The organism is Streptomyces sp. 3MP-14 (assembly GCF_006334905.2).
GTDB classification, from domain to species: Bacteria; Actinomycetota; Actinomycetes; order Streptomycetales; family Streptomycetaceae; genus Streptomyces; species Streptomyces triticirhizae.
Genome location: NZ_VDLZ02000010.1, coordinates 43,246 through 68,828, shown reverse-complemented (window position 1 = coordinate 68,828; position 25,583 = coordinate 43,246). Strand labels below are relative to the sequence as shown.

Here is a 25,583-nt window from a genome sequence, read left to right as displayed (position 1 = left end):
GGCGGTGGGTCGGGCGGTGGGTCGGTCCGGCGCGGCCGGGGCGTCAGCCGGCGGTGGCGCTGGCGCCGGGTGCGGCGGACTCCGTCGGCGTGGCCGGCTCCGTGGCGGATTCCGTGGCCTCCTCCGTGGCGGTGGGCGAGGCGTCCGTGCCCTCGTCGTCGCCTTCGGTCGGCGGGTCCGTGGGGTCGGTCGGCGGGTCCGTGGGGTCCGTCGGCGGATCGGTCGGGTCCGTCGGCGGGTCGGTCGGGTCGGTGGGCGGGTCGGTGGGGTCCGTCGGCGGGTCGGTGTCCCCGCCGCCGCTGTCGCCGCCGGAACCTCCGGAGCCGCCCGAACTCCCGCCCGAGCCCTCGGACTCCGACGGCGTGGTGGGCTGGGGGGTGGTCGGGTCGGGCGTGGTCGGCTGGTCGGTGGGCTCGGTCGGCTCGGCCTCGGACGTCTCCTCGGTCGGCGAGGGCGTCTCGCTCGGCTCCTCGCTCTCCTCGGTGGCCGACTCCTCGGGCGTGGTCTCCTCGGTGACCGGGGCGTCCTCCTCCGAGGCGGCCGGGTCGTCGCGGGTGACGTTCTCCGCGTCGTCCCCCGAGTCGCCCGAGGTGAGGCCCAGCGCGACCACCGTGCCGAGCACGGCGGCCAGCAGCGCGCCAGCGCCGGTGGCCACCGCGTTGCGGCGGTTCCCCCGGGCGAGCATCTGGCGCAGCGTGGCGCCCGACTCCTCGGGCGAGCGCCCCCGGATGACCAGGGTCAACTCGGTGGAGCCGGGCGGCTCGGGCGCGTGGGCGGCGGGCGGCGCGTTCACCTCGGGCGGCGGCTGCTGGGTGAGGTCGGCGGGCAGGCCGGCGGGCGGGGTGTGCGCGGGCAGGGCGGACGGCGGCCTGGTCAGGTCGTCCACCAGGGTCAGCGCGCGGCGGCCGGCGACGGCGCCGCCGGCGTCGGACAGCACGCCGCGCAGCGCCGTGGACGCCTCCAACTCGGCGCGGGCCCGGGCCAGTTGGCCCTCGCAGATGGCGAGGACGCCCAACTCGTGGTGGAAGTACGCCTCCTGGGCGACGGCGCCGGCTTCTCTGGCCGCCTCCTGCCCGGTGCGCAGCGCCCGTTCCCAGGCGCCCCAGCGCAGCCCGGCGGCCAGCAGGGGCGCGGTGCGGCGGACCAGCTCCGTGGCCTCGGCGGCCAACCCGGCCTGCTGGGCGGCGCGTTGTGCGGCGAGCAGCACGTCGGCCTGGGCCACGGCCTCCTCGGCCGCGACCTGCGCCTCGCTGAGCCACCAGGTGAAGTGGCGGGTGAGCGAGGCGATCCGGGCCGCGCCGTCGGCGGCCAGCTCGGAGCCCTCCAGCGCGGCCAGCGCGCCGGGCGCCAGCCGCCGCCGGGGGCCGACCCGGGTGAGCAGGCCGCAGTCGACCAACTCCGTGTAGGCGACGGTGGCTTCGCCGTCGCCGGTGAGCGCGGGCAGAGCCGCAGGGTCGGGCAGCTCGCCGCCGAGCGCCAGGGCAATCACCAGCAGTTCCCTGGCGCCCTCGGATATCGCGGCGGCCAGGGCGCCGACCAGGCCGTCGGCCGAGGGCAGCGGGCCGCGCCCGCCGAGCGCGCGGTACCGCAGCACCGCGCCGGCCTGCACGAGGTGCAGCGGCAGGCCGCCGCCGGCGCGGCCCAGCTCGTCGGCCCACTCGACCTCGGCGGGCGTCAACTCGCGGGCGACGGCCAGCGCCAGCAGCCGGCGTCCTGCGTCCGGGCCGATGCCGGCGAGCGGAACGTCGACCACGCCGGAGCTGGCGCCGGGCGCCGGCGCCTCGGGGCGCTGGGCCAGCAGAAAGGCGCACTCGGGCGTCGCGGTGAGCAGCTCGTCCAGCGCGGCCCCGCCGAACTCCACGTCGTCCAGCACCACCACGGCGCCGATCTCCCGCAGCGCGGCGGACAACTCGGTCGGCCCGGGGCGGTAGTTGCTGACGTGGTGAACGGCCGCGTACAGCTCGTGCAGCAGGTCCCTCGGGGTGCGCCGGTGGCCGTTGAGCCGGACCACCCCGTCGGGGGCCAGCGTGGCGCAGTCCTCGGCGACGGCGGCCAGCAGCGCGCTGCGGCCCACCCCCGAGGGGCCGGTCAGCCGGACGGAACGGCCGCCGGCGAGCAGCGCGCGCAGATGGGCGCGTTCCTCCTCGCGGTCGAGCAGCGGCGGGCCCGGCTCGGCGTCGGCGGCTCCGGCGGCCCCGGGGGCGCCGGCGGCAGCCGGCGCGCGGCGCGGGGCGAGCGGGCGGCGCCCGGGCGGGCAGGGCACGATCTCGCTGCCGTCGATGGGGTTGATGGTCAGCAGGAAGTCGCCCGCGATCAGCCAGGCCGCCCGCCCCGACCCTTCGCCGGCGCCGCTGCGCTGCGCCGGCCGGTCGGCGGGGTCCGTGGGGTGGTTGAGGTCCATGGGTCAGAGTCTCTCGGCAGTGAGTGCGGCGACGCCGCCTGGTGAATGACCCCACGCTACCGGTGGGGTGTGACAGGACGAACCTCGGTGTGGCGAATTCACGGGAAACGGGGACCCGTTGGCGCCCCGGCGCCGCCCTCGCCGCCCCCGCCGGAACGGCCGGCGTGCGGGGCGGCGTTCAGTGGCAGCGTTCAGTGGCGGCGTTCAGTGGCGGCGTTCGGCCCGGCGTTCAGGGGGCGATGGTCAGCACGCGGTGCAGCCGGGCGGCGACCAGCACCCGGTGCATTCGGGGCGGGACGTCGCGCAGCACCAGCCGACGGCCGGCCCGGCCGGCCCTGCGGTGGGCGCCCATGATCACGCCGAGCCCGGTCGCGTCCCAGGCGTCGAGTCCGGCGAGGTCGAGCACCAGGTCGCCCTCGCCGGAGTCGACGGCGCGGTGCAGCGCGCTCCTGGCGTCGGCCGCGCTGCGCACGTCCAACCGCCCGCCGACGACCAACTCGGCGTGGTCGCCCGTGATGTGCATGTACGTTCCCCCGCTCGCTGGCGCGGCTGGTTGCGACAGGGAGGACAGCAGGGTGCGCCGTCTCACGTGGTGGCGCTCCCCGTGGCTCCGCTCGTCCGGCCGGGTCCGGCCGCCGCCGGTGACCGTGGCCCCGGCCGCGCCGGCGGACCCGGGCGTGCTGGTGGTGGTGAGGGTGCTTGCTGTGCTGGTGAGTGCGTTGATGGTGGCGATGGCTCTTCCGCTGCTCTTCGCTGTGGGTGTGGGGGATTCGGGCGCCGGCTTCGGTGCCGGGTCCCGGTGGGGGCCCGGCGTGGGGGGTGCGGCGCGGGGGTTCGGCGGGCCACGCGTCCCGGAACGGTGATGGCGAACCGGGGTGCGGCGGCCGGCCGTTCGGCTTCCCGGGGCGGGTGGATGGCCGCACCGGGCGGGTGGCGTGGGCCCGTGCGGATGGCGTGGGCCCGGGCGGGATCTGTCACCAGATCCGCGTCGGGGGTCTAGTGGCTGTAGAAGCCCTGGCCGGTCTTCCGGCCCAGGCTGCCGGCGTCGACCATCCGCCGCATGATCTCCGGCGGCGCGAACTTGCCGTCGGCGGACTCGCGGTGGATGTTCTCCGTGGCGTGCAGCAGCACGTCCACGCCGGTGAGGTCGGCGGTGGCCAGCGGGCCCATGGCGTGGCCGAAGCCCAACCGGCAGGCCGTGTCGATGTCCTCGGCCGAGGCGACGCCCGACTCGTAGAGGCTGACGGCCTCCATGACCAGGGCGGTGATCAGCCGGGTGGTGACGAAGCCGGCCACGTCGCGCTCGACCACGACCACGGTCTTGCCGGTCGACTCGGCGAACTCCCGGGCCGTGGCCAGGGTCTGGTCGCTGGTCAGGTGGCCGCGCACCAACTCGCAGAGCGCCATGAGGGGAACCGGCGAGAAGAAGTGGGTGCCCACCACGCGGTCGGGTCGCCGGGTCGCGGCGGCCAGCTTGGTGATGGGGATGGCCGAGGTGTTGGAGGCCAGCACGGCCTCGTCCTTGACCAGACCGTCCAGGGTGCGCAGCAGTTCACGCTTGGTGTCGACGTCCTCGAAGACCGCCTCGACCACCAGCTCGGCGTCGGCCACGGCGTCGAGGTCCGTGGTCGTGCTGATCCGGGTCAACGCGGCGTCCGCCGCCGCCTGTTCGAGGCGTTCCTTCTCCACGAACTTGGCGAGGGAGGTCTCGATGGCCCGTCGCCCCTTGGCCAGCGCGTCCTCGGTGAGGTCGCGCAGCACCACGTCCCAGCCGGCCTGAGCGGCGACCTGGGCGATGCCGGAGCCCATCAGACCGGCACCGACGACGGCGAGCTTCCTGGCCACGAGTGATCTCCCTTGATACACGGCGACTCCGGGGAGACTAGACCCTAGCCGCCACGGGGCCGGTGTGGGGGGAGAAGAGACACGCGTCACGGCGGCGTGGTACCGGCGGGACGCCGGGCGGGCGTTGGCCGTGACGCCGGCCACACCGCGTGACGCTGGCGGCCCGTCAGACGGCGCGATCGCCTCCGGCGGCCTCGGGGCCGGAGGCGGCGGCCGCGCCAGAGCCTGCGGGGCGGCGGGCGAAGTCCCGCACCTCCTGGCCGAGCAGCCGCTCGCTGATGTCGAGTCTCCGGCTCAGCTCCGCCTTGACCTCGTCAACGGTCCGACCGGCCATGGCGCAGCGGCGGACGGTCTGGTTGAGGTTGGCGTGCACCGCCATCAGCTGGGCGGCGACCAACTCGGGCAGCGGGTCGTCGGGCTCGCAGCCGGCCTCCTCGGCCAGGGTCCGCCCCAGGTGGAACGCGGTCTTGAACTGCATCCGCATCAGCCGCGCCATCAGCGAAGAGGAGTTGGTGACGACGGACATGAAGTGCTCGAAGCCCTCGACCATGCCGAGGTTGACCGGGCGCTCGTCCATGTCCTCGCGCATCCCGTCGAAGATCGCCTCGGCGGCGGACTGGCCGGGGCGCCGCTGGCGCACCCGGGCCGACGGCCGGTCGACGATCTCGTCCTCGCGGTCGAAGAAGAGGTCCTCCTTGGCCGGGAAGTAGTTGTAGACCGTGTTCACCGAGACCTCGGCGGCCTCGGCGACCTCGGCGACGGTGACGGCGTCGAAACCACGCTCCAGGAACAGGCCCGTGGCCACATCCGAGATGTGCTGCCTGGTCTGCCGCTTCTTGCGTTCCCTCAACCCGGTCATGGTCGCCATCGTAGCGTTGCCTTGGCTCACTTAAAACTTGGAGCGATTGCATTTTTTGAGCCTCTCTGGTTTTCTGACCCGCATGGCACCGATCCTCAGCACGCACGACCTGGCACTGGCCTTCCCCACCAAGCACGGCCTCGTCGAGGCTGTCCGGGGCATCGACATGTCCATCGAGAACGGTGAGATCCTCGGCTTCCTCGGCCCCAACGGCGCGGGCAAGACCACCACGCTGCGGATGCTCACCACCCTGCTCACCCCCACCCGGGGCAGCGCGACCGTCGCCGGGCACGACCTGGCCACCGAACCCCGCGCGGTGCGCCAGAAGATCGGCTATGTGGCGCAGTCCGGCGGACTCGACCCGCAGGAACGGGTCCGGGCCGAACTCGTGCTCCAGGGCCGCCTCTACCGGCTCAGCCGGACCGAGGCCGAGGCCAGGGCCGAGGAACTGGCCACCGACCTGGACCTGACGGACCTGCTGGACCGCAAGTGCTCGGAGCTGTCCGGCGGCCAACGACGGCGCCTGGACATCGCCATGGCCCTCACCCACCGGCCGGCGCTGCTCTTCCTCGACGAGCCGACCACGGGACTCGACCCCGGCAGCCGCGCCGACCTGTGGGAACTGGTGCGCCGCATCCGGCGGCAGGAGGGCACCACCATCTTCCTGACCACCCACTACCTCGACGAGGCGGACGCGCTGGCCGACCGACTGGTGATCATCGACCACGGCGAGATCGTCGCCGAGGGAGCCCCCACCGCCCTCAAGGAGCAGTACGGCGGCTCACCCGACGCGTCCCTCCAGGACACCTTCATCGCCATCACCGGCCACGGACCGCGCCAGGAGGAGGACGCACCGATCGCCGTGTGAACGCCCCACGCGCGACCACTCCCCCGCGTCCCGACGCCGGGCCCGATCCCGTCCCGCCTCTCTTCGCCGAAAGGCCCACACGACCATGACCACCGTGCTCGCCGACTCCCGACTGATCTTCGAACGCTATGCGCGCCAGACCCTCCGCTCCCGCATCAGCCTGATCTTCGGGCTGATGCAACCCATGCTCTTCCTCGGTCTCTTCGGCCCACTGCTGGAGGACGTCCCGCTGGGCCGCGAGGGCGACTCCTGGCAGATCCTGGTGCCCGGCCTGCTGATCCAACTCGGCCTCTTCAGCGCGGCGTTCGCCGGCTTCGGCATCCTCATCGAGAAGCAGCTCGGCATCGTCGAACGGATGCGGGTCACGCCCGTCAGCCGCACGGCGCTGCTGCTCGGCCGGGTCCTGCGCGACGTGGCGATGCTGCTCGTCCAGTCGCTGGTCCTGGTGCTGGCCGGCGTGGCCTTCGGCCTACGCGCCCCCGTGCTCGGGGTGTTGATCGGCTTCGTCTTCGTCGCCGTCCTCGCGCTCTCCCTGGCCTCACTCTCCTATGCCTTCGCGATGCGGGTGAACTCCGCCCAGGAGTTCGCCCCCGTGATCAACTCCATCAACCTGCCCGCCATGCTCCTCTCCGGCATCCTGCTGCCCATGGCCCTCGCCCCCGCCTGGCTGGACGTGGTCTCGCACTTCGTCCCCTTCCGCTATCTCGTCGACGGCGTCCGCGCCGCCTTCGTCGGCGACTACGGAGACGGCTCGCTCGCCCTGGGCGCCCTCGCCTCCGCGCTGCTGGCCGCCGTCTCCCTCACCCTCGGCACCCGCCTCTTCCGCACGGCCGGGGCCTGACCGCGCGCAGTAGGCTCCCGGCATGGTCAACCTCACCCGGATCTACACCCGTACCGGAGACAGCGGCACCACCGCGCTGGGCGACATGAGCCGGACTGCCAAGACCGACTCCCGCATCGCCGCCTACGCCGACGCCAACGAGGCCAACGCGGCGATCGGCACGGCCCTGGCGCTCGGCCAACTCCCCGACGACGTGAGGACCGTTCTGGTGCGGGTGCAGAACGACCTCTTCGACGTCGGCGCCGACCTGTGCACCCCCGTCGTGGAGAACCCCGAGCACCCGCCGCTGCGCGTGGAGCAGAGCTATGTCGACCGCCTGGAGGCCGACTGCGACCGCTTCCTGGCCCCGCTGGAGAAGCTGCGCAGCTTCATCCTCCCCGGCGGAACCCCCGGTGCGGCCCTGCTCCACCAGGCCTGCACCGTGGTCCGCCGGGCCGAGCGCTCCACCTGGGCCGCCCTCGACGAACACGGCGAGTCCATGAACCCGCTCACCGCCACCTATCTCAACCGACTCTCCGATCTGCTCTTCATCCTCGCCAGGACCGCCAACAAGGAGACCGGCGACGTGCTCTGGGTGCCCGGCGAGAACCGCTGAGCGCCGGCGATCCCCCGGCGAGGCCGTCCCGCGCGGCCGGCCCCGCCGGCCCGCCCGCTCATCCGCCGCCTCCCGCGTCCGACCGCCGCCACACTCCCGGCGGGGTGCCCGCCGAGCCGCCGAACCCGGCGTCCCCCGCCGGCCGTTGCCCCCACCCAACGCCCCGGGCCGCCTCGGCCGCCCCGGGTGGGACAGACCCCGCCGAGGGCCGCATGGTGCCCGGGGAGCCGCCGCCGCTCTCCACGAACCCCCCGGTGATCTCCGGCTGCGCGGACTCCTCGCCCTGCTTGGGTCGCTTGGGCCAGATCGTGTAGGCCACAGCGATCAGCGTGTGGATGCCCAGCACCCGCAGCGCGGCGAACTGGACCGCCACCATGCCCCGGTCCGTCTCCGGCTCGGATATGAACCACCGCAGCAGCTGCGCGACCGTCACGACTATCAGCACCGAGACCAACGTCATCCGCCACAGCCGCCACTCGTGTCCCGCCCTGGCCATGCCGTACCTCGGCGGCTTCGCCGGCCTGGCCGCCCCGCCGAGGCGATGCGCGGCATGGCCGTCGGCCCAGGTGACCAGATAGTGCCCGTAGCCAACGGTGAAGCCGAGATACAACACGGCCAGGCCGTGCCCGGCGCTCATCTCCCCGCCGCCCCGCAGATCGATGGCCGTGGCCGTCAGCAACAGCACATCGATCAGCGGCACCCCCAGCAGCAGCGCCCCGCCCAGCCGCCGCATCCGCAGCAGGTAACGCACCGCCAGGCCGCTGGCCAACACCACCCAGAAGGCCACCTCGGCGGCCAAGATCAGGCCCACCATCATCGCCCCACACCCCCTCGGACTCTCCGGACAGACGTTCCCCTCAAGGATCGCCGCCGTCAGCCCACCGCACGTCACCCTCAGTGACGATTCCCCCAGCCGTCCCTGCATCCTTAGATGTAGATCGGACGACGGTCCCGCTCAGCCCGGGTCCGTGCTCGAATAAGACCATGCCAGCACCACCGCGACCGCACCGTCACGATCTGTGGATCGCGTTGGCCGGCCTCGTCACGGGGCTGGTCGCGATCCTCTTCGAGCTGTACACGTTCAACCCGTACCAGACCTCCGAGGTGCTGCGCCTCCCCGGGCTGCTGGTGATCTGCGCCGCCGAGGTGTGGCGCCGCACCCTGCCCAGGACGGCGCTCGCGGTGGCCACGGCGGCCCTGGTGATCGACGCGTTCGCCGGCGGCTCGCTGCCGGTGCTGGTGATGTTCACCGACGTGATCTACGCGGCGGTGCTCTACGGCCCCGCCCGGTTCGGCCGGGCCGTGGTCTCCGGCTCCACCCTGTTCAGCGCCGCTGGCGCCGTCGCCGTCCTCGCCTGGCTGCGCGAGCCCGAGGCGCTCGTCCTCGGCGCCGCCCTCTTCGGGATATCGGCGGCCCCGTCCTGGACGGGGCTCCTGCTGCGCGAGTACCGCGACAAGGCGGCCGCCGAGCGGCTCCGCGCCGAGCAGACGGCCCTGCTCGCCGAGATGGACAGAGCGCAGGCGGTCGCGACCGAACGCGCCCGCATGGCAAGGGAGTTGCACGACATCGTCGCCAACCACCTCTCCGCCATAGCCATCCACTCCACGGCGGCTCTCTCGCTGGGCAGGCCCGAGACCAACCTGGAGGCCCTCCATGTGATCAGGGAGAACAGCACCCAGGGCCTCACCGAGATGCGCCGGCTGATAGGGCTGCTCCGCACCTCGGACGCCGAGCGGCCCCCCGAGGCCAACCCCACGCTCGACGGCCTCGACGCCCTGCTGAAGCGCGCTGCCGTGGGCGACGCCTCGGGCGCGCTGAGCTTCGTCGGCCGCGACGAGCGCGAGGCCGACCTGCGGCTGCCCGCCCCGGTCGAGCTGGCCGCCTACCGAATAGTCCAGGAGTCCCTCACCAACGCCGTCAAGCACGCGGCCCCCGGCCGGGTCGAGGTGCACCTCGGCCACCGGGACGAACGGCTGACGGTCACCGTCACCAGCCCCTACCGCCAGGACACCGCCTCCCGCGCGCCGGGCACCGGCAGCGGCCTGGTGGGCATGGCCGAGCGGGTCGAGCTGCTCCATGGCAACTTCGCCGCCGGTCCGGTCAACGAACCAACGGGAACAAGCAGTTGGCGGGTCGCCGCCGAACTCCCCCTCGTGGAAGGACACTCGACCGCATGACCATCCGGGTGCTGGTCGCCGACGACCAGGCGGCCGTGCGCCAGGGCCTCGTACTGATCCTGCGCAGCGCCGACGACATCGAGGTGGTCGGCGAGGCGGCCGACGGCGAGGCCGCAGTGCGGCTCGCCGCCGAACTGCGCCCCGACCTCGTACTGATGGACATCCAGATGCCCCGACTCGACGGCGTCTCGGCCACGCGCCAGATCGTCGAACGACGGCTGGCGGAGGTGCTGGTGCTGACCACCTTCGACTTCGACGAGTACGTCTTCGGCGCGCTGCGCGCCGGCGCCGGCGGCTTTCTGCTCAAGGACAGCGACATGGAGACGCTGCTGAACGCGGTGCGCACGGTGGCCGCCGGAGAGGGAACGGTCGCGCCGGCGGTCGCCCGCCGGCTGTTCGCCGAGTTCGCCCGGCAGTCGTCCGATCCCCCGCCGCCCGCCGCATCAGCGCCCGCCGCATCGCCGGCCGCCGAGCGGCTGTCCTGCCTCACCCCGCGCGAACGGCAGGTGCTCGAGCAGATCGGAGCCGGCCTGTCCAACGCACAGATCGCCGACCAACTCCACATGGCCGAGGCCACGGTGAAGACCCATGTCAGCCGGCTGCTGGGCAAGTTGACCCTCACCAACCGGGTGCAGGCCGCCGTGCTGGCCCAGGAGCTGCGCCTCCCCGGCAGCCGGTGAGCGGCTGCCCGCGATGCGGCTTGCCGCCGGGGCGGGAGCGCCAGCCGGCCGCGCCGGCCGCCGGGGCGGCGCGGGCGCGCGGGCAGCGGGGCGTGCCTGCCCGGCAGGCGGTGCGGCCCGGCGGGGGCCCGGGCTGGCGCCCGGGCGGGGCGGATGGGGCACCGAGTTGGCGGGTGGACTGGCCGCTGCCGTGCGGGGGTCGCCGCCGGGCCGCTGCCCGGCGCGGAGCGTCGGCACACAGCGCGGGCGCGCGAAGCAGGCACGCCATGGGGACGCACGCCGGGAGACACCGAGCCGAGCGCGGGCGCCCGCCGGGGCGCGCCGGTTAGCCAAAGAGGCGGGTCGGCGGGGCGCGTTGGGGCGTGGTAGTTCGGTTGCGCGGAGACGAACGCCTGGGCGTCTGACAGGGTCTGGGCGACCGGCAGCCGGCTTCGGCCAGGCGTGCCAACTCGTGGTCAACGCGGGGCAGCTAGGGCACGCCCGGGGCGTCGCGCAGCGTGACCGCCAGCGGGGAAGGCCTCCGGGCCCCCGGCCTGGCCCGGGCCCACAGCAGCTCACCGACGGTGGCGGGGTGTCTGTCGGTGGGGGCGGGCAGCCACTTCGGCAGGGGCGGGGCACGCACCGCCGACGGGCGGGGCGGCCGGCCGCCCTCGGTGTTCCTGCCCCGGCGTTCCCGCCCCCGGGCGTGACGGTGAGCATCGACGGCCGGTCAACTGCGGGAGGGCGAGCGGCAGGACGGGCCGTCGCGCGGCGTTCGGGGGCGTCGACGCCGGGCATCGGAGCGGCGGTACGCCGCGACGTCCCGGCCTCCGCAAACGGAAGAGGCGACCAGGCCGGACGCAGCCGGGGCGCCGGCGGCGCACCGCCCGCAGACGGCGCCGTCCCGCAACCACCCACCGCCGGAGGCACCCCGCCTTTGGTACAGACCTATTGACCCGTGGTCCAGACCACTCTAATCTCTCGGGCACACGCTGAGCACGCCATGACAACCCCCACAGTCAACTCCCCGCGCCGCTCCACCCCTTGAGTCACACCCCTTGAGTCACAGCGCCCGGAGAACGCGCGCTCCGCGTGGCGGAGGCGTCCCCCCACACCCCGGCACACCCACCCCGGCTCACCCCCACCACAACCCCCCACCACGAACCCCCGCACCACAAACCCCCACCCACCCCCACCGTCTCTCTCCAACCAGGGAGTCCCCTTGAGATCATCCACACCCTCCGAGCGCCGTCCCGAGCGCCGTCCCGAGCAGCACCCCGAGCAGCGCCGCCCGCGTCGTGCGCGCCGGCTGATCACCGTTCTCGCCGCCGCCCTCGCCCTCCCCGCCGCCGGCCTGGTCGCCCTGACGGCGCCCGCCGGGGCCGACGAGCCGGCGGCAGGGTCGGCGTCCGGGCCGGCGGCCGAGATCGTCACCGCCGAGCCCAACGCCGTCGGCGAGGTCCGCCTCGGCTACTTCACCGAGTGGGGCGTCTACGACCGCGACTACCACGTCAAGGACATCGTGGACTCCGGCTCCGCCGAGCAGATCACCCACATCAACTACAGCTTCGGCAACGTGGTCGGCGGCGAGTGTACGGTCGGCGACTCCTACGCCGCCTACGACCGCGCCTACACCGCCGAGGAGAGCGTCAGCGGCGAGGCCGACACCTGGGACCCGGGTGCCCTGCGCGGAAACTTCAACCAGCTGAGGCAGCTCAAGGAGCAGTACCCCCACATCAAGGTCCTGTGGTCCTTCGGCGGCTGGACCTGGTCCGGCGGCTTCGGCGAGGCCATGCAGAACCCCGAGGCCTTCGCCCAGTCCTGCTACGACCTGGTCAACGACCCGCGCTGGGCCGGCGTCTTCGACGGCATCGACCTCGACTGGGAGTACCCCAACGCCTGCGGCCTGACCTGTGACGAGTCGGGCCCCGAGGTCTTCGGCGACATGATGCAGGCCTTCCGGGGCGCCTTCGGCGACCAGCTGGTGACCGCCGCGATCACCGCCGACGCCTCCGACGGCGGCAAGATAGCCGCCGCCGACTACGCCTACGGCGCCGAGTACGCGGACTACCTCGCCGTGATGACCTACGACTTCTTCGGCGCCTTCGACGCGGACGGGCCCACCGCCCCGCACTCGCCGCTCACCAGCTACGACGGCATCCCCCAGGAGGGCTTCACCAGCGAGGACGCGATCGCCGCGCTCCAGGCCCAGGGCGTGCCATCCGAGAAGCTGCTGCTCGGCGTCGGCTTCTACGGCCGTGGCTGGACGGGCGTGACCCAGTCCGAGCCCGGTGGCACCGCCACCGGCGCCGCGCCCGGCACCTATGAGGCCGGCATCGACGACTACCACGTGCTCGTCAACTCCTGCCCGGCGACCGGCACCGTCGCCGGCACCGCCTACGCGCACTGCGGCAACGAGTGGTGGAGCTACGACACCCCGGAGACCATCGTCGACAAGATGGCCTGGGCCAACAGCCAGGGTCTCGGCGGCGCCTTCTTCTGGGAGTTCTCCGGCGACACCTCGGACGGCGCCCTGCTGGACGCCATCGACAGCGGCCTCAACGCCGCCTGACAAAGGCCCGTACAGAGCCAGCACGCACCGCCTGCGGGGTGGCACCGGCGATCAACAGCGCCCGGTGCCACCCCGCAGGCACGAGCACCGAGAACGAACAACGAAACGCGCGCCCCGGCGAACCACAACCCCGGAAAACGCGCGCCCCAACAAACAACGCCCAACCCCCCGAAGGCCGACCCCCGTCAGCCCCCGCCAACCCCCGAAAGCCAAGCGGCAAGCGGCAAGCGGCAAGCGCAACGCCTCACGCCACGTTGACCCGCTGCCCCGGCGGCGCCGCCTCCAGCCACGCCAGGAACCCGGTGAGCGCGTCCTCGCTCATCGCCAGCTCCACATCGAGCCCGTCGTGCCGACAGCTGAGCACCACCGCGCCCGGCAGCAGCGCCAACTCCTCGTCGCCCTGCGGCAGTCGACGGTCCCGCACCTCGATCCGCTCCCGGTGCAGCGACTGCCTCGGGCGCGGCGCGTAGGAGAAGACCCGGAACCACTCGACGCGGTCCCCGTTGTACCGGGCGACCCCGTACCGCCACCCCTTGCCCGCCGACTTGCCGGACGCGGGCGGCGCGAACCTGGCGCTACAGTCAAAAGTGCCGCCGGAGCGTTGGATCACCCGGCGGCGCAGCCCGAAGGCGAAGAGCCCGAGCACCAACAACAACAGCGCCACGCCCAACACGGTCAAGGCGAGGACCATCTCGACCGACCTCCTCGCCTCGTGCGTCCGTCCCGGCTCTCACCCGGGCTCGATCGCTCCGTCTTCTCTCAGCGCTCCGCCGCCACGGCCTGCAAGCGGACCGACGCCCGGCGCTCCGCCTCGGCGTCCGTCTCCGCCTGGGCCTGCTCAAGTGACCGCTGGGCCCGCTCGACATCGATCTCGTCGGCCAGCTCAGCCACCTCGGCAAGCAGCGACAGCTTACCGTCCGTGTAGGACAGGAAGCCTCCGTGGACGGCGGCGACCACCGTGCCCTCCCCCGTCTCACCCGTGGTGCGGATGGTCACCGGGCCGGAACGCAACACGCCGAGCACCGGCTGGTGGCCCGGCATGATGCCGATGTCGCCCGCGGTGGTGCGCGCGATCACCAGGCTGGCCTCGCCGGCCCAGACCTTCCGGTCGGCGGCGACCAGCTCGACGTGCAGCTCAGCCACGATGGCTCCTGTTCACCTGGAATCCCTGGATGGTCCCAAGGGGATGGTCTCTGGCTTGGTCGAAGGATAGTTTCCCGCCCCGAACGCCCGTGGGGCGGGGCCCGCCCCACGGGTGACCGCGTTCGGCCGGGGTGAAACGGTGCGCGCCGCGCGGCCGGTGAACCGACGCGCGGCGCGCGGCCGTCAGGAGACGCCCAGCTGCTTGGCCTTGGCCTTCAGGTCGTCCAGGCCACCGCACATGAAGAACGCCTGCTCCGGGAAGTGGTCGAACTCGCCGTCGGCGATGGCGTTGAACGCCGCGATGGACTCGTCCAGCGGAACGTCCGAGCCGTCGAGGCCGGTGAACTGCTTGGCCGCGTGGGTGTTCTGCGACAGGAAGCGCTCGATCCGGCGCGCCCGGCTGACGACCAGCTTGTCCTCCTCGCCCAGCTCGTCGATGCCGAGAATGGCGATGATGTCCTGGAGGTCCTTGTACTTCTGGAGGATTCCCTTGACCCGCGAGGCGCACTCGTAGTGGTCCTGCGAGATGTACCGCGGGTCCAGGATGCGGGAGGTGGAGTCCAGCGGGTCCACCGCCGGGTAGATGCCCTTCTCCGAGATCGGCCGGGAGAGCACCGTGGTGGCGTCCAGGTGGGCGAAGGTGGTCGCAGGCGCCGGGTCGGTCAGGTCGTCCGCCGGCACGTAGATCGCCTGCATCGAGGTGATCGAGTGGCCACGGGTCGAGGTGATGCGCTCCTGGAGCACACCCATCTCGTCCGCCAGGTTGGGCTGGTAGCCCACCGCCGACGGCATCCGGCCCAGCAGGGTGGACACCTCGGAACCGGCCTGGGTGAAGCGGAAGATGTTGTCGATGAAGAACAGCACGTCCTGCTTCTGCACATCGCGGAAGTACTCCGCCATGGTCAGACCGGTCAGCGCCACCCGCAGCCGGGTGCCCGGCGGCTCGTCCATCTGACCGAAGACGAGGGCGGTCTGCGGCAGCACGCCGGACTCCGCCATCTCCTCGATCAGGTCGTTGCCCTCACGGGTGCGCTCGCCGACGCCGGCGAAGACGGAGACGCCCTCGTGCAGCTTCGCCACACGCATGATCATCTCCTGGATGAGGACGGTCTTGCCGACGCCCGCACCACCGAACAGACCGATCTTGCCGCCCTTGACGTACGGGGTCAGCAGGTCGATGACCTTCAGGCCGGTCTCGAACATCTCGGTCTTCGACTCGAGCTGGTCGAACGCCGGGGCCTTGCGGTGGATCTCCCAGCGCTCGGTGACCTCGGACTCGGCCTCGGGCTCGTTGAGGATGCGGCCCAGGGTGTTGAAGACCCGGCCCTTGGTGACGTCGCCGACCGGCACGGAGATGCCGCCGCCGGTGTTGGTCACCACGGCCTGGCGGACCAGGCCGTCGTTGGGCTCCAGGGCGATCGTGCGCACCAGGCCCTCGCCCAGGTGCTGCGCGACCTCCAGGGTCAGCGTCTTCTTGGCGCCCGCGTTCGCCGGGTCGGCGATGTCCACGGTCAACGCGTTGTAGATCTCGGGCATCGCGTCGACGGGGAACTCCACGTCGACGACCGGGCCGCGAACCTGCGCGACCCGCCCGGTCGGCAGGTCCTGCTTGGGGGCCGCCTCAGCAGCAGTAGTCATGGTTAGCGTTCACTTCCCGCGCTCGCGTCGGCCAAGGCGCTGGAGCCACCGACGATCTCAGAGATTTCCTGGGTGATATCGGCCTGGCGGGCCGCGTTGGCAAGCCGCGTCAGCGACTTGATCAGTTCCTCGGCGTTGTCCGTCGCCGACTTCATCGCCCGCCGGGTCGCGGCGTGCTTGGAGGCGGCCGACTGGAGCAGAGCGTTGTAGATGCGGCTCTCCACGTAGCGCGGCAGCAGCGCGTCCAGGACCTGCTCGGCCGAGGGCTCGAAGTCGTAGAGCGCGTGGGTGTGCTCGTCGCGCTGGAAGACCTCGGCCGACTCCTCGGCGGAACGCTCCAGCTTCAGCGGCAGCAGCCGGCGCTCCACCGGCGTCTGCGTCATCATCGACACGAACTCCGTGAACGCGATGTGCAGCTCGTCCACGCCACCCTCGTCGGCGTCCCGCTCCATCGCCTCGATCAGCGGGGCGGCGACCTCCTTGGCGTCGGCGTAGGTCGGGTTGTCGGTGAACCCCGTCCACGACCGGGTCACGTGCCGCTCCCGGAAGGCGTAGTAGGAGACGCCCTTGCGACCCACGATGTAGGTGTCCACCTCCTTGCCCTCGCTCGCCAGCTGGCTGGTCAGGTGCTCGCCCGCCTTGATGGCGTTGCTGGAGTAGGCGCCGGCGAGGCCCCGGTCGCTGGTGATGATCAGAACGGCCGCCCGCCGGGGCCGCTTGGCCTCGGTGGTCAACGGGTGCTTGACGTCGGAGCCGTGCGCCACCGCCGTGACGGCGGCGGTCAGCTCGTCCGCGTACGGGGTCGAGGCGGCCACCTTCCGCTGAGCCTTGACGATCCGCGAGGCGGCGATCATCTCCATCGCCCGCGTGATCTTCTTGGTGGCGGTGACCGACTTGATCCGCCGCTTGTATACGCGCAGCTGGGCAGCCATGGATCAGTCCTCGCCCAGCAGCTTGCCGTCCGAGGTCTCGAACTGCTGCTTGAACTGGAGCACGGCGGCCCGGACGGCCTCGACCGTCTCGTCGGACATCTTCTGACCCTCGCGGATGCTGGTCATCAGGTCCTTGCGCTCGCGACCGAGGTAGTCCAGCAGCTCCCGCTCGAAGCGGCGGATGTCGCCGACCGGGATGTCGTCCATCAGGCCGTTGGTGCCGGCCCAGATGGAGACGACCTGGTTCTCGGTGGAGTACGGGCTGTACTGCTCCTGCTTCAGCAGCTCGACCATCCGCCGGCCCCGCTCCAGCTGCGCCTTGGACGAGGCGTCCAGGTCGGAGCCGAAGGCGGCGAACGCCTCCAGCTCGCGGAACTGGGCCAGGTCCACGCGGAGCGAACCGGTGATCTGCCGGATCGCCCGGTGCTGGGCGGCGCCACCGACCCGGGAGACCGAGATGCCCACGTTCAGCGCCGGCCGCTGGCCCGCGTTGAACAGGTCGGACTCCAGGAAGCACTGACCGTCGGTGATCGAGATCACGTTGGTCGGGATGAACGCGGAGACGTCGTTGGCCTTGGTCTCGACGATCGGCAGCCCGGTCATGGAGCCGGCGCCCATCTCGTCGGAGAGCTTGGCGCAGCGCTCCAGCAGCCGGGAGTGCAGGTAGAAGACGTCGCCCGGGTACGCCTCGCGGCCCGGCGGGCGCCGCAGCAGCAGGGAGACGGCGCGGTAGGCGTCGGCCTGCTTGGACAGGTCGTCGAAGACGATCAGCACGTGCTTGCCGTCATACATCCAGTGCTGGCCGATGGCCGAACCGGTGTACGGCGCGATGTACTTGAAGCCGGCCGGGTCGGAGGCCGGGGCCGCCACGATGGTGGTGTACTCCAGCGCGCCGGCCTCCTCCAGGGCGCCACGCACCGAGGCGATGGTGGAGCCCTTCTGGCCGATCGCCACATAGACGCAGCGGACCTGCTTGGTGGGGTCGCCGGAGCGCCAGTTGTCGCGCTGGTTGATGATCGTGTCGACGGCCAGCGCGGTCTTGCCGGTCTGCCGGTCGCCGATGATCAGCTGACGCTGGCCACGGCCGATCGGCGTCATGGTGTCGACGGCCTTGTAGCCGGTCTCCATCGGCTCGTGCACCGACTTGCGCTGCATCACCGAGGGAGCCTGGAGCTCCAGGGCCCGGCGGCCCGTGGTCTCGATCTCGCCCAGGCCGTCGATCGGGTTCCCCAGCGGGTCGACGACCCGGCCGAGGTAGCCGTCGCCGACCCCGACGGAGAGCACCTCGCCGGTGCGGCGCACCGACTGGCCCTCCTCGATGCCGCTGAACTCACCGAGGATGACGACGCCGATCTCCCGCTCCTCAAGGTTGAGGGCGAGGCCGAGGGTGCCGTCCTCGAACTCCAGCAGCTCGTTCACCATGGCCGAGGGGAGCCCCTCGACCTTCGCGATGCCGTCACCGGCAACGCTGACCGTCCCGACCTCTTCCCGCGAGGCCGCGTCCGGCGTGTACGACTGGACGAAGTTCTCCAGTGCGTCCCGGATCTCATCCGGCCGGATCGTGAGCTCCGCCATCTGGGTTCCCTGCTCTCCTTGTTGGGCCCGTAAGTTCTTCCGCTACGGCCCAACCCGGGCCGCTGGTCCTGCTTGTTGAGTTGGTGTCCGCGCCGCGCGGTCAGCCCGCCATGCGGCGGGTGACCTCTTCCAGCCGGTCACCGATCGTGCCGTGGATCACGTCGTCCCCGATCCGCACCGAGATCCCGCCGAGGACCGCGGGGTCCACGTCGAGGTTCAGCTGGACCGGCCGGCCGTAGAGCCGGCCGAGGGCGGCGCCGAGACGTTCCCGCTGCGCGTCGCTGAGCGGGACCGCCGAGGTGACCTGCGCGACCGAACGGTTCCGCCGGGCGGCGGCCAGCACGCTGAGCGCGTCGAGCCCACTGTCCAGGCTACGGCCTCGCGGATGTTCCACGAGACGGGTGACCAGGCGGAGCGTGACCTCGCGCGCCCGGCCGCCCAGCAGCTGGTTGACCAGCTCGCTCTGGGCGGCGAGGGCCCGCTCGCCACGGTCCCTGACGCTGAGCGCGGCGCGCAGCTCCGGCGAGGTGGCGACGATCCGGCTGAACCGGAACAGCTCGTCCTCCACCGAGTCCAGGCTGCCGTCCCGCTCGGCGACGATCAGGTCCGCGATGTCGGCCAGCTCCTCGACCGCGTCCACCAGATCACGGGAAGCGGACCAGCGGGAGCGGACCATGCCCGACACCAGGTCGACGGCCTCGCCGCCCACCTGGTTCGACAGCAGCCTGCCCACCAGCTCCGCCTTGGCCTCGCCGGGCTGGGCCGGGTCGGTCAGCACCCGCCGCAGCGCGACCTCGCGGTCGAGCAGGGCGGTGACGGCGGCCAGCTCGCCGGCCAGCGCGGCGACGTCCACGCCGGTGCTGTCCACCAGCGTGTCCAGCCGCTCCCGCGCGGCGTCCAGCGCCTCGCGGCTCGCTCCCATCATCGGGCGGCCTCGGTTCCCGCCGTCTCGGCCTTGGCCTCCAGCTCGTCGAGGAAGCGGTCGATGGTGCGGCTCTGCCGGGCGTGGTCCTCAAGGGACTCCCCGACGAGCCGACCGGCCAGTTCCACGGCCAGCTTGCCGACGTCCTGGCGGAGCAGTTCGGCGGCCTGCTTGCGGTCGGCTTCGATCTGGGCGTGGCCGGCGGAGATGATCTCCTCGCGCTGGCGCTGCCCCTCCTCGCGCATCTCGGCGATGAGCGCGGCGCCCTGCTCCTTGGCCTCCTGGCGGAGCCTGGCCGCCTCGTGCCGGGCCTCGGACAGCTGCTCCCGGTAGCTTTCGAGCGTCTGCCGGGCCTCGGCCTGGGTCGCCTCGGCCTTCTCCATGCCGCCTTCGATAGCTTCCCGTCGCTCATCAAGCGCCTTGTTGATGGACGGCAGGAGCTTCTTGTAGAAGACGAAGAAGATGACACCGAAGCAGATCAGCCCGATGACGATCTCAGGCACCACCGGCACCACAGGGCTCTGCGGTTCCTCCGCGGCCAGTTGCATCAGCATGGTGGACCCTTCCTCGGTAGTGGCGTGAGTGCTTGCGTCAGCCGCCGAGGGCGAAGGCGAGCACGAAGCCCATCAGCGCCAGCGCCTCGACGACGGCGAAGCCGAGCAGCATGTTCTGCCGGATGACGGCGGTGGCCTCGGGCTGACGGGCGATGGCCTGGACACCGTTACCGAAGATGATGCCGATACCGACACCCGGGCCGATGGCCGCGAGGCCGAAGCCGATGGTGTTGACGCTGCCTTCAACTGCGGCGAGAGCTGCGGACATGTCCGTTGTATTCCTTCTCTGTGGTGACCCGGTGGGGGATGTCCACCGGAGTGCGTTGCGGTTCTTGGGGTGGCGTCGGGCGCCGTTCACGGGTGACCGGGTCGCCCTGGGGCCTCTCTCAGTGCGCCTCTTCGAGGGCCTGGGAGATGTAGGAGGCGGTCAGCACCGTGAACACGTAGGCCTGGAGCGCCTGGATGAACATCTCGAAGACCGTGAGCAGCAGCGTCATGACCAGCGAGGTGGCCGAGTAGAACGTGCCCACGACCGTACCCAGGGTGTACCAGGAGCCGATGATGAAGACCAGCAGCAGGAGGTGGCCCGCGAACATGTTCGCGAAGAGCCGGACGGTCAGCGTCAGCGGGCGGATGAAGACCGCCGAGATGAACTCGATGGGCGTGAGGATCACGTAGATCCCCTTGGGGAGCCCGCTGGGCACGCAGAGGTTCCTGATGCCGCCGACCAGGCCGTTGGTCTTGAACGTCAGGTACATGTACGTCGACCAGACGATCAGCGCGAGCGCCGCCGGATAGGCGATGATCGAGGTCGCCGGGAACTGGGCGAACGGGATGATCGCCCAGATGTTCATGATCCAGACGAAGAAGAACAGCGTGACCAGCAACGGGACATACGGTTCGCCCTTCTTGCCCATGGTCTCGCGGGCGATGCCCCGGCGGACGAAGTCGTAGAGGACCTCGGCCACCAGCTGGAGCTTGCCCGGCACGACCTTGGGCTTGGCGAACGCGGCCCAGAAGAATCCGCAGATGATGACGGTGCTCAGGAACACCAGCGCCATCGGCTTGTTGACCTCGAACGAACCGATGGTGAACAGCGGTTCGAAGATGAACGACCACTCAGACGGGGCGGGGAAGCCGCAGTCCTTGAAGAGATGGCAGTCGGTCTCGAAGGCGAGCACCTGGTCATTACTCACCGCGAGACTCCCTCGGCGTGACGCATGGATACGGCTACCTCGATGTGTCGGCGTGGCGGCATACCACGGAGCGGCACTGGACTAGGTGTGACGGAGGAGAGGCCGGTCCGCGACCACGGCGCTGTCCCGGGCACCGCGCGCTTCGCCGGTGAGCCGCCCTCCGGCGACGGACGATAGCAGCAGGGAAGGACAGTGCTTATGCAGCCCCCCGGCTCACCGTTGCTGGTCATGCCGGACCGCCCGGTGTGACGGTGGACCGCTCGTCGGCGGCCTCGGGCTTCCGGTCCGACCCGGCGGTCACGTCGACGTACAGCGTCTTGACCCGCAGATGGCCACGGACCTGACCGGCGAGCCAGACGGCCGCGCCCACCAGGACCCCGATGGCGAACGCCTGTCCGTCGAGGAAGTCGGCGTCCCGCAGCACCAGCAGCAGCACGAGCAGCAGGCCCATCTGCGTGGTGTAGATCAGGAAGGCGGCACCGAAGAACAGCTCGGGCCAGCGTTGGCCCACGACGTTGAGCGACAGCAGCCCGATGGCGAAGAAGGCGGCGGCCACGAAGGCGCCGAGCGCGACCCCGCCGGCCTCCCGGCCCCCGGCCAGCAACGCGGCGACCAGGGTGGCAAGGACACCTACCGTGGCAGTGGGGAGTGCGGCGCCTCGGATGATCCGGGCGTCGTTGGACTGCATGGAAGTGTTCTCCGACGGGCTTGGGGACTGTCGTCGTTGACGAGCGGGTTTGGCCCGGCAGTTGGGCCTCCACGCCGGGTCTCGTGAACGCTATCACAAACTTTTTGATGAGGTCTTTACTCGAACGTGTGCAGGACCTCACACCGTTGGGAGTATCCCCGGCGCGCCCTCCCGCCCACACGGCGGGGGGCTGCTAGCGGAGCGACCTCGGTCCGGCGGACCGGCGCCACCTCAGGGGCGCGGGGAACTGCGCGAGTCACCCACCACGGGCCGCGGACGGCCACGGACCAGGAGCAACAACGGCGCGCGGGCGACTCCGCCGAACGTCAGGACCGGCTGTCGATCTTGCGGCGGGGCGCGAACCGCTGCCGGCTGCCCACCGCCGTCGCCCCGTGCAGCCCCGGCGGGGTGCGCGGTTCGCCGCCGGCGTCCGCGCCGGCGTCCTCCGGCTCCGCCTCCACCGCAGGCTCCGCCTCGGGCTCCAGCCGGCGCGCCGGCTTCTCCGCCCAGTCCCGCGCCGCCGGCTCCGCCGGGCGCACCCGCCCCGCACGCCGGCGCGAGGCCCGGTAGCGCGGCGGCACCACCCGCTCCGCCCACCCCGGCACCCGGGGCGTGAACCGGGGCAGCAGCAGCGCCACCAGGCCAACGCCGGAGAGCACCACCACCAGCGGCACCACCCAGGCGTTGGCGCCCACCGAGTAGCCCACCGCGCCGAAGGCCACCAGCGCCGACCAGAAGTACATGATCAGCACCGCGCGGCTCTGCGAGTGCCCGATCTCCAGCAGCCGGTGGTGCAGGTGCCCCCGGTCGGCGGCGAACGGGGACCGCCCGTTCCAGGTGCGCCGCACGATCGCCAACACCAGGTCGAGGAACGGCAGCACGATGATCGTCAGCGGCAGCAGCAGCGGCATGTAGACGGGCACCATCTCGGTGACCGCGCTCCGTTCCGAGCCGGTGAACAGGCGCATCGCGTCCGGGTCCACCTGCCCGGTGACGGAGACCGCGCCGGCCGCCAGCACCAGGCCCAGCAGCATCGAGCCCGAGTCGCCCATGAAGATCCGCGCCGGATGCACGTTGTGCGGCAGGAAGCCCACGCACATCCCGATCAGCACGGCCGCGAACAGGGTCGCGGGGGCCGCCGACTCGATGCCGTAGCCGTACCAGATGCGGTACGCGTACAGGAAGAACGCGGAGGCCGCCACGCACACCATGCCGGCGGCCAGCCCGTCCAGGCCGTCCACGAAGTTCACCGCGTTGATGGTGATCACCACGATCGCCACCGTCAGCAGGGTGGACTGCATCGGGGTCAGCGCCACCATGCCGACGCCGGGCACCGGCAGCCACAGCACCGTCAGACCCTGGAGCACCATCACGCCGGCCGCGACCATCTGGAGGCCCAGCTTGACCAGGGCGTCCACGCCGTACCTGTCGTCCAGCACGCCGACCAGCCAGATCAACGCGGCCCCCGAGAGCAGCGCCCTGGGCTCGTCGGAGAGCCGGAACACCTGGCCCACGTTGGTGAGTTGGGAGGCGACCAGCAGCCCGGCGCAGAGCCCGCCGAACATCGCGATGCCGCCCAGCCTCGGCGTCGGCTCGCGGTGCACGTCCCTGGCCCGGATCGCGGTCATCGCGCCCCAGGCGATGGCGAACTTCCGCACCGGCCCGGAAAGCAGGTAGGTGACGGCCGCCGTGACGCAGAGCGTCAACAGGTATTCGCGCACAAGCTGCCCCAGAGGTCTCGCTGGACTACCGCGCAACACCCTCTCATGTCGCACGCCCATCAACCGCGCCCCGGAAGGCGGTTATCAGCCTCTCTCCCAGGCTAGCCGCCGGTCTCCCCGGCTAGCCGCCGGCCCGACAGCCGTCAGACCGCCGCGTTCCCCACGTCCCGGCCGCGCGCCGGCACCCCGGTCAGCGCGGTGACCACCGGGTCGAGCGCCGCTCTGATCTCCTCCCCCACGCTGCGGAAATACGGCAGCGGCGCGCCATAGGGGTCCTGCACCTCGTCGGCCTCCACGCTCGGCGCCAGCAGCCAGCCGCGCAGCGCGGCCGCCGCGCGGGCCAGCGCCCTGGCGCGGTCCACCAGCGCCTCGGGGGAGCCGGCCACCGGCAGCGTCGCCAGGTCGATGGCGCGCACCAGCCGCGTGAACTCCTTCAACGTGAACGTGCGCAGCCCGGCGGAGTGCCCCATCGAGATCACCTGCGCGCGGTGGTCCCGGGTCGCGGTGAGCACCAGGTCGGCCCTTATCACGTGCTCGTCGAGCAGCTCGCGCCCGAAGAACCCGCCCGGGTCGGCGCCGTACTCGGCGAGCAGCGCGGCGGCGTGCTCCTCCATGGGCGCGCCCTCGTGCCCCCAGGTGCCGGCCGACTCCACCACCACGCTGCTGGCGCCGTCGCCGAGCCGTTCGACCAGCGCCTGCCGGGTGAGACGTTCGGTGATCGGGGAACGGCACACGTTCCCCGTGCTGACGTGCAGGATGCGGAACACCGGCGTTTCCAGGGCCGGTTGGGCGAAGGCGTCGGGCGCGGCTATGCCCGGGTCGGGAGGGCCCTCAGCGGAGGCCGTCAATGCGCGGTCTCCAGATCGGGTACGACCTTGCGCAGCTCCTCCTCGCTCACCGCCCCGGCGCGCAGCAGCACCGGCACCTCTCCGGTGACGTCGACGATGGAGGACGGCACGCTGTCGGGCGTCGGGCCGCCGTCGAGGTAGACGGCCACCGAGTCGCCGAGCATCTCGCGGGCGGCGTCGCAGGTCTGCGGCGCCGGCTGGCCGGTGAGGTTGGCGCTGGAGACGGCCATCGGGCCGACGTCCTTGAGCAGTTCGATGGCGACCGGGTGCAGCGGCATCCGCACCGCGACGGTGCCCCGGGTCTCCCCCAGGTCCCAGGCGAGCGACGGCTGGTGGCGCGCGACCAGGGTCAGGGCGCCGGGCCAGAAGGCGTCCACCAGCTCCCAGGCCAGCTCGGAGAAGTCCGTCACGAGCCCGTGCAGCGTGGTCGGCGAGCCGACCAGGACCGGCGACGGCACGCCACGGCCCCGACCCTTGGCGGCCAGCAGGTCCGCCACCGCGTCCGCGCTGAAGGCGTCGGCCCCGATGCCGTAGACCGTGTCGGTCGGCAGGACGACCAGGTCGCCCCTGCGCACGGCGGAGGCCGCCTCGCGCAGCCCGTGCCTGCGGTCGACCTCGTCCGCGCAGTCGTAACGCCGTGCCATCACAGTTGCTCCTCTCGCGATGCGCGACCGCCGGTCATCGGGCCACCCGCCGGGCGGTGGCGAACCGGGGGCGGTTGTTGAGGTCGGGGTGGTCGGCCGCGTCCGCCCATCCCCGGTCCTCGGTGAAGATCCACGGGACCTGGCCGCCCTGGGTGTCGGCGTGCTCGACGACCACCATCCCGCCGGGCCGCAGCAGCCGGTGCGCGGCCCGCTCCAGGCCGCGGATGGTGTCGAGGCCGTCCTCGCCGGAGAACAGGGCGAGTTCGGGGTCGTGGTCCCGCGCCTCGGGCGCCACGTTCTCCCACTCGCCGAGCGGGATGTAGGGCGGGTTGGAGATCACCAGGTCGACCTGGCCCGTCAGCTCGGGCAGCGCCTCGCGGGCGTCGCCGTGGTGCAGCACCACCCGGCTGCCCTCGACGTTGCGCTGCGCCCAGGCCAGCGCGCGCTCGTCCAGCTCCACGGCGTGCACCCGGGAACGGGGCACCTCCTGGGCCAGGGCGAGCGCGATCGCGCCGGAGCCGGTGCACAGGTCCACGATCAACGGCTCCGCCACGTCCATCGCACGGACCGCGTCTATCGCCCAGCCGACCACCGACTCGGTCTCCGGCCTGGGCACGAACACGCCTGGCCCCACCTGGAGTTCGAGGTAGCGGAAGAACGCGCGCCCGGTGATGTGCTGGAGCGGCTCCCTGGCCTCGCGGCGGGCCACCGCCTCCCAGTAGCGGGCGTCGAACTCGGCGTCGGGCACCGAGTGCAGCCGGGACCGCTCGGTGCCGTGCACATGGGCGGCCAGCTCCTCGGCGTCGAACCTGGGCGAGGGGACGCCCGCGTCGGCCAGCCGCTGGGTCGCCCTGGCCACCTCGGCCAGCAGCACGGAACGCGCCCCCTGCGCCGGCGCCGAACC

General features: G+C 72.2%; 24 protein-coding genes and 1 pseudogene. 6 read left to right on the top strand and 19 right to left on the bottom strand.

Annotated elements, in window-relative coordinates; all coding sequences use genetic code 11:
- Window positions 1-43: 43 nt before the first annotated feature.
- The 4 genes from FH609_RS17670 to FH609_RS17655 all read right to left on the bottom strand — a co-directional run bounded on the left by FH609_RS17670 (window position 44) and on the right by FH609_RS17655 (window position 5,105).
- Window positions 44-2,401, bottom strand: a complete 2,358-nt coding sequence (locus FH609_RS17670) for an ATP-binding protein (RefSeq protein ID WP_139668690.1) — start codon at window positions 2,399-2,401, stop codon at window positions 44-46.
- Window positions 2,402-2,630: 229 nt separating this feature from the next.
- On the bottom strand, window positions 2,631-2,924 hold the full coding sequence (locus FH609_RS17665) for an STAS domain-containing protein (RefSeq protein ID WP_139668688.1): 294 nt from the start codon (window positions 2,922-2,924) through the stop codon (window positions 2,631-2,633).
- Between the two features lie 473 nt (window positions 2,925-3,397).
- The gene (locus tag FH609_RS17660) at window positions 3,398-4,246 is read right to left on the bottom strand and encodes a 3-hydroxyacyl-CoA dehydrogenase family protein (RefSeq protein ID WP_139668686.1); all 849 of its coding nucleotides are present in this window, start codon (window positions 4,244-4,246) and stop codon (window positions 3,398-3,400) included.
- Between the two features lie 166 nt (window positions 4,247-4,412).
- Window positions 4,413-5,105 carry a TetR/AcrR family transcriptional regulator gene (locus FH609_RS17655; RefSeq protein WP_139668684.1) on the bottom strand — a complete coding sequence of 231 codons (693 nt, stop codon included), beginning with the start codon at window positions 5,103-5,105 and terminating at the stop codon, window positions 4,413-4,415.
- Between the two features lie 82 nt (window positions 5,106-5,187).
- Between FH609_RS17655 and FH609_RS17650 the strand changes: the two genes are divergently transcribed.
- The 3 genes from FH609_RS17650 (at window position 5,188) to FH609_RS17640 (ending at window position 7,409) form a co-directional block, all read left to right on the top strand.
- Entirely contained in the window at window positions 5,188-5,973 is a 786-nt protein-coding gene (locus FH609_RS17650; protein WP_139668682.1) for an ABC transporter ATP-binding protein, read from the top strand.
- 85 nt (window positions 5,974-6,058) lie between these two features.
- Window positions 6,059-6,814, top strand: a complete 756-nt coding sequence (locus FH609_RS17645; RefSeq protein WP_139668680.1) for an ABC transporter permease — start codon at window positions 6,059-6,061, stop codon at window positions 6,812-6,814.
- Window positions 6,815-6,836: 22 nt separating this feature from the next.
- Complete coding sequence (locus FH609_RS17640) at window positions 6,837-7,409, top strand: cob(I)yrinic acid a,c-diamide adenosyltransferase (RefSeq protein WP_139668678.1); 573 nt, start codon at window positions 6,837-6,839, stop codon at window positions 7,407-7,409.
- 58 nt (window positions 7,410-7,467) lie between these two features.
- On the opposite strand, the gene FH609_RS17635 is transcribed toward FH609_RS17640, so the two are convergent.
- Complete coding sequence (locus tag FH609_RS17635) at window positions 7,468-8,223, bottom strand: hypothetical protein (RefSeq protein WP_226961765.1); 756 nt, start codon at window positions 8,221-8,223, stop codon at window positions 7,468-7,470.
- A gap of 170 nt (window positions 8,224-8,393) precedes the next feature.
- Between FH609_RS17635 and FH609_RS17630 the strand changes: the two genes are divergently transcribed.
- From FH609_RS17630 to FH609_RS17620, 3 genes and pseudogenes are all read left to right on the top strand, one after another.
- Complete coding sequence (locus FH609_RS17630; RefSeq protein ID WP_139668676.1) at window positions 8,394-9,587, top strand: sensor histidine kinase; 1,194 nt, start codon at window positions 8,394-8,396, stop codon at window positions 9,585-9,587.
- On the top strand, window positions 9,584-10,267 hold the full coding sequence (locus FH609_RS17625; protein WP_139668674.1) for a response regulator: 684 nt from the start codon (window positions 9,584-9,586) through the stop codon (window positions 10,265-10,267). Before FH609_RS17630 ends, FH609_RS17625 begins: the two co-directional genes overlap by 4 nt.
- A 1,438-nt stretch (window positions 10,268-11,705) precedes the next feature.
- A pseudogene (locus FH609_RS17620) lies at window positions 11,706-12,818 on the top strand (glycoside hydrolase family 18 protein); the annotation flags it as partial.
- 244 nt (window positions 12,819-13,062) lie between these two features.
- Here FH609_RS17620 and FH609_RS17615 read toward each other — a convergent pair.
- The 14 genes from FH609_RS17615 to prmC form a co-directional block, all read right to left on the bottom strand.
- Window positions 13,063-13,509: a DUF2550 domain-containing protein gene (locus FH609_RS17615; protein WP_139668670.1), complete on the bottom strand. Its 447-nt coding sequence runs from the start codon at window positions 13,507-13,509 to the stop codon at window positions 13,063-13,065.
- Window positions 13,510-13,577: 68 nt separating this feature from the next.
- On the bottom strand, window positions 13,578-13,961 hold the full coding sequence (locus FH609_RS17610; RefSeq protein WP_122399269.1) for a F0F1 ATP synthase subunit epsilon: 384 nt from the start codon (window positions 13,959-13,961) through the stop codon (window positions 13,578-13,580).
- 183 nt (window positions 13,962-14,144) lie between these two features.
- Complete coding sequence (gene atpD, locus FH609_RS17605; RefSeq protein WP_122399268.1) at window positions 14,145-15,599, bottom strand: F0F1 ATP synthase subunit beta; 1,455 nt, start codon at window positions 15,597-15,599, stop codon at window positions 14,145-14,147.
- Between the two features lie 2 nt (window positions 15,600-15,601).
- A complete protein-coding gene (locus FH609_RS17600) occupies window positions 15,602-16,531 on the bottom strand; it encodes a F0F1 ATP synthase subunit gamma (RefSeq protein ID WP_139668668.1) in 930 nt (309 codons plus the stop codon).
- Between the two features lie 3 nt (window positions 16,532-16,534).
- Window positions 16,535-18,106, bottom strand: coding sequence for a F0F1 ATP synthase subunit alpha (gene atpA / locus FH609_RS17595; RefSeq protein ID WP_139668667.1), 1,572 nt, complete (start codon window positions 18,104-18,106; stop codon window positions 16,535-16,537).
- 100 nt (window positions 18,107-18,206) lie between these two features.
- Window positions 18,207-19,031, bottom strand: a complete 825-nt coding sequence (locus FH609_RS17590; protein ID WP_139668665.1) for a F0F1 ATP synthase subunit delta — start codon at window positions 19,029-19,031, stop codon at window positions 18,207-18,209.
- Window positions 19,028-19,582 carry a F0F1 ATP synthase subunit B gene (locus FH609_RS17585; protein ID WP_122399264.1) on the bottom strand — a complete coding sequence of 185 codons (555 nt, stop codon included), beginning with the start codon at window positions 19,580-19,582 and terminating at the stop codon, window positions 19,028-19,030. Before FH609_RS17585 ends, FH609_RS17590 begins: the two co-directional genes overlap by 4 nt.
- A gap of 37 nt (window positions 19,583-19,619) precedes the next feature.
- Window positions 19,620-19,850, bottom strand: a complete 231-nt coding sequence (atpE, locus tag FH609_RS17580; protein ID WP_122399263.1) for an ATP synthase F0 subunit C — start codon at window positions 19,848-19,850, stop codon at window positions 19,620-19,622.
- 118 nt (window positions 19,851-19,968) lie between these two features.
- Complete coding sequence (gene atpB, locus FH609_RS17575) at window positions 19,969-20,778, bottom strand: F0F1 ATP synthase subunit A (RefSeq protein ID WP_139668663.1); 810 nt, start codon at window positions 20,776-20,778, stop codon at window positions 19,969-19,971.
- Window positions 20,779-21,004: 226 nt separating this feature from the next.
- Window positions 21,005-21,466, bottom strand: coding sequence for a hypothetical protein (locus FH609_RS17570; protein WP_139668661.1), 462 nt, complete (start codon window positions 21,464-21,466; stop codon window positions 21,005-21,007).
- 326 nt (window positions 21,467-21,792) lie between these two features.
- A complete protein-coding gene (locus FH609_RS17565) occupies window positions 21,793-23,187 on the bottom strand; it encodes an MraY family glycosyltransferase (RefSeq protein ID WP_139668659.1) in 1,395 nt (464 codons plus the stop codon).
- 143 nt (window positions 23,188-23,330) lie between these two features.
- Entirely contained in the window at window positions 23,331-24,035 is a 705-nt protein-coding gene (locus FH609_RS17560; protein ID WP_139668657.1) for a protein-tyrosine-phosphatase, read from the bottom strand.
- Window positions 24,032-24,679, bottom strand: a complete 648-nt coding sequence (locus tag FH609_RS17555; RefSeq protein WP_139668655.1) for an L-threonylcarbamoyladenylate synthase — start codon at window positions 24,677-24,679, stop codon at window positions 24,032-24,034. Before FH609_RS17555 ends, FH609_RS17560 begins: the two co-directional genes overlap by 4 nt.
- Window positions 24,680-24,713: 34 nt before the next feature.
- The gene (prmC, locus tag FH609_RS17550; RefSeq protein WP_139668653.1) at window positions 24,714-25,553 is read right to left on the bottom strand and encodes a peptide chain release factor N(5)-glutamine methyltransferase; all 840 of its coding nucleotides are present in this window, start codon (window positions 25,551-25,553) and stop codon (window positions 24,714-24,716) included.
- Window positions 25,554-25,583 lie beyond the last annotated feature (30 nt).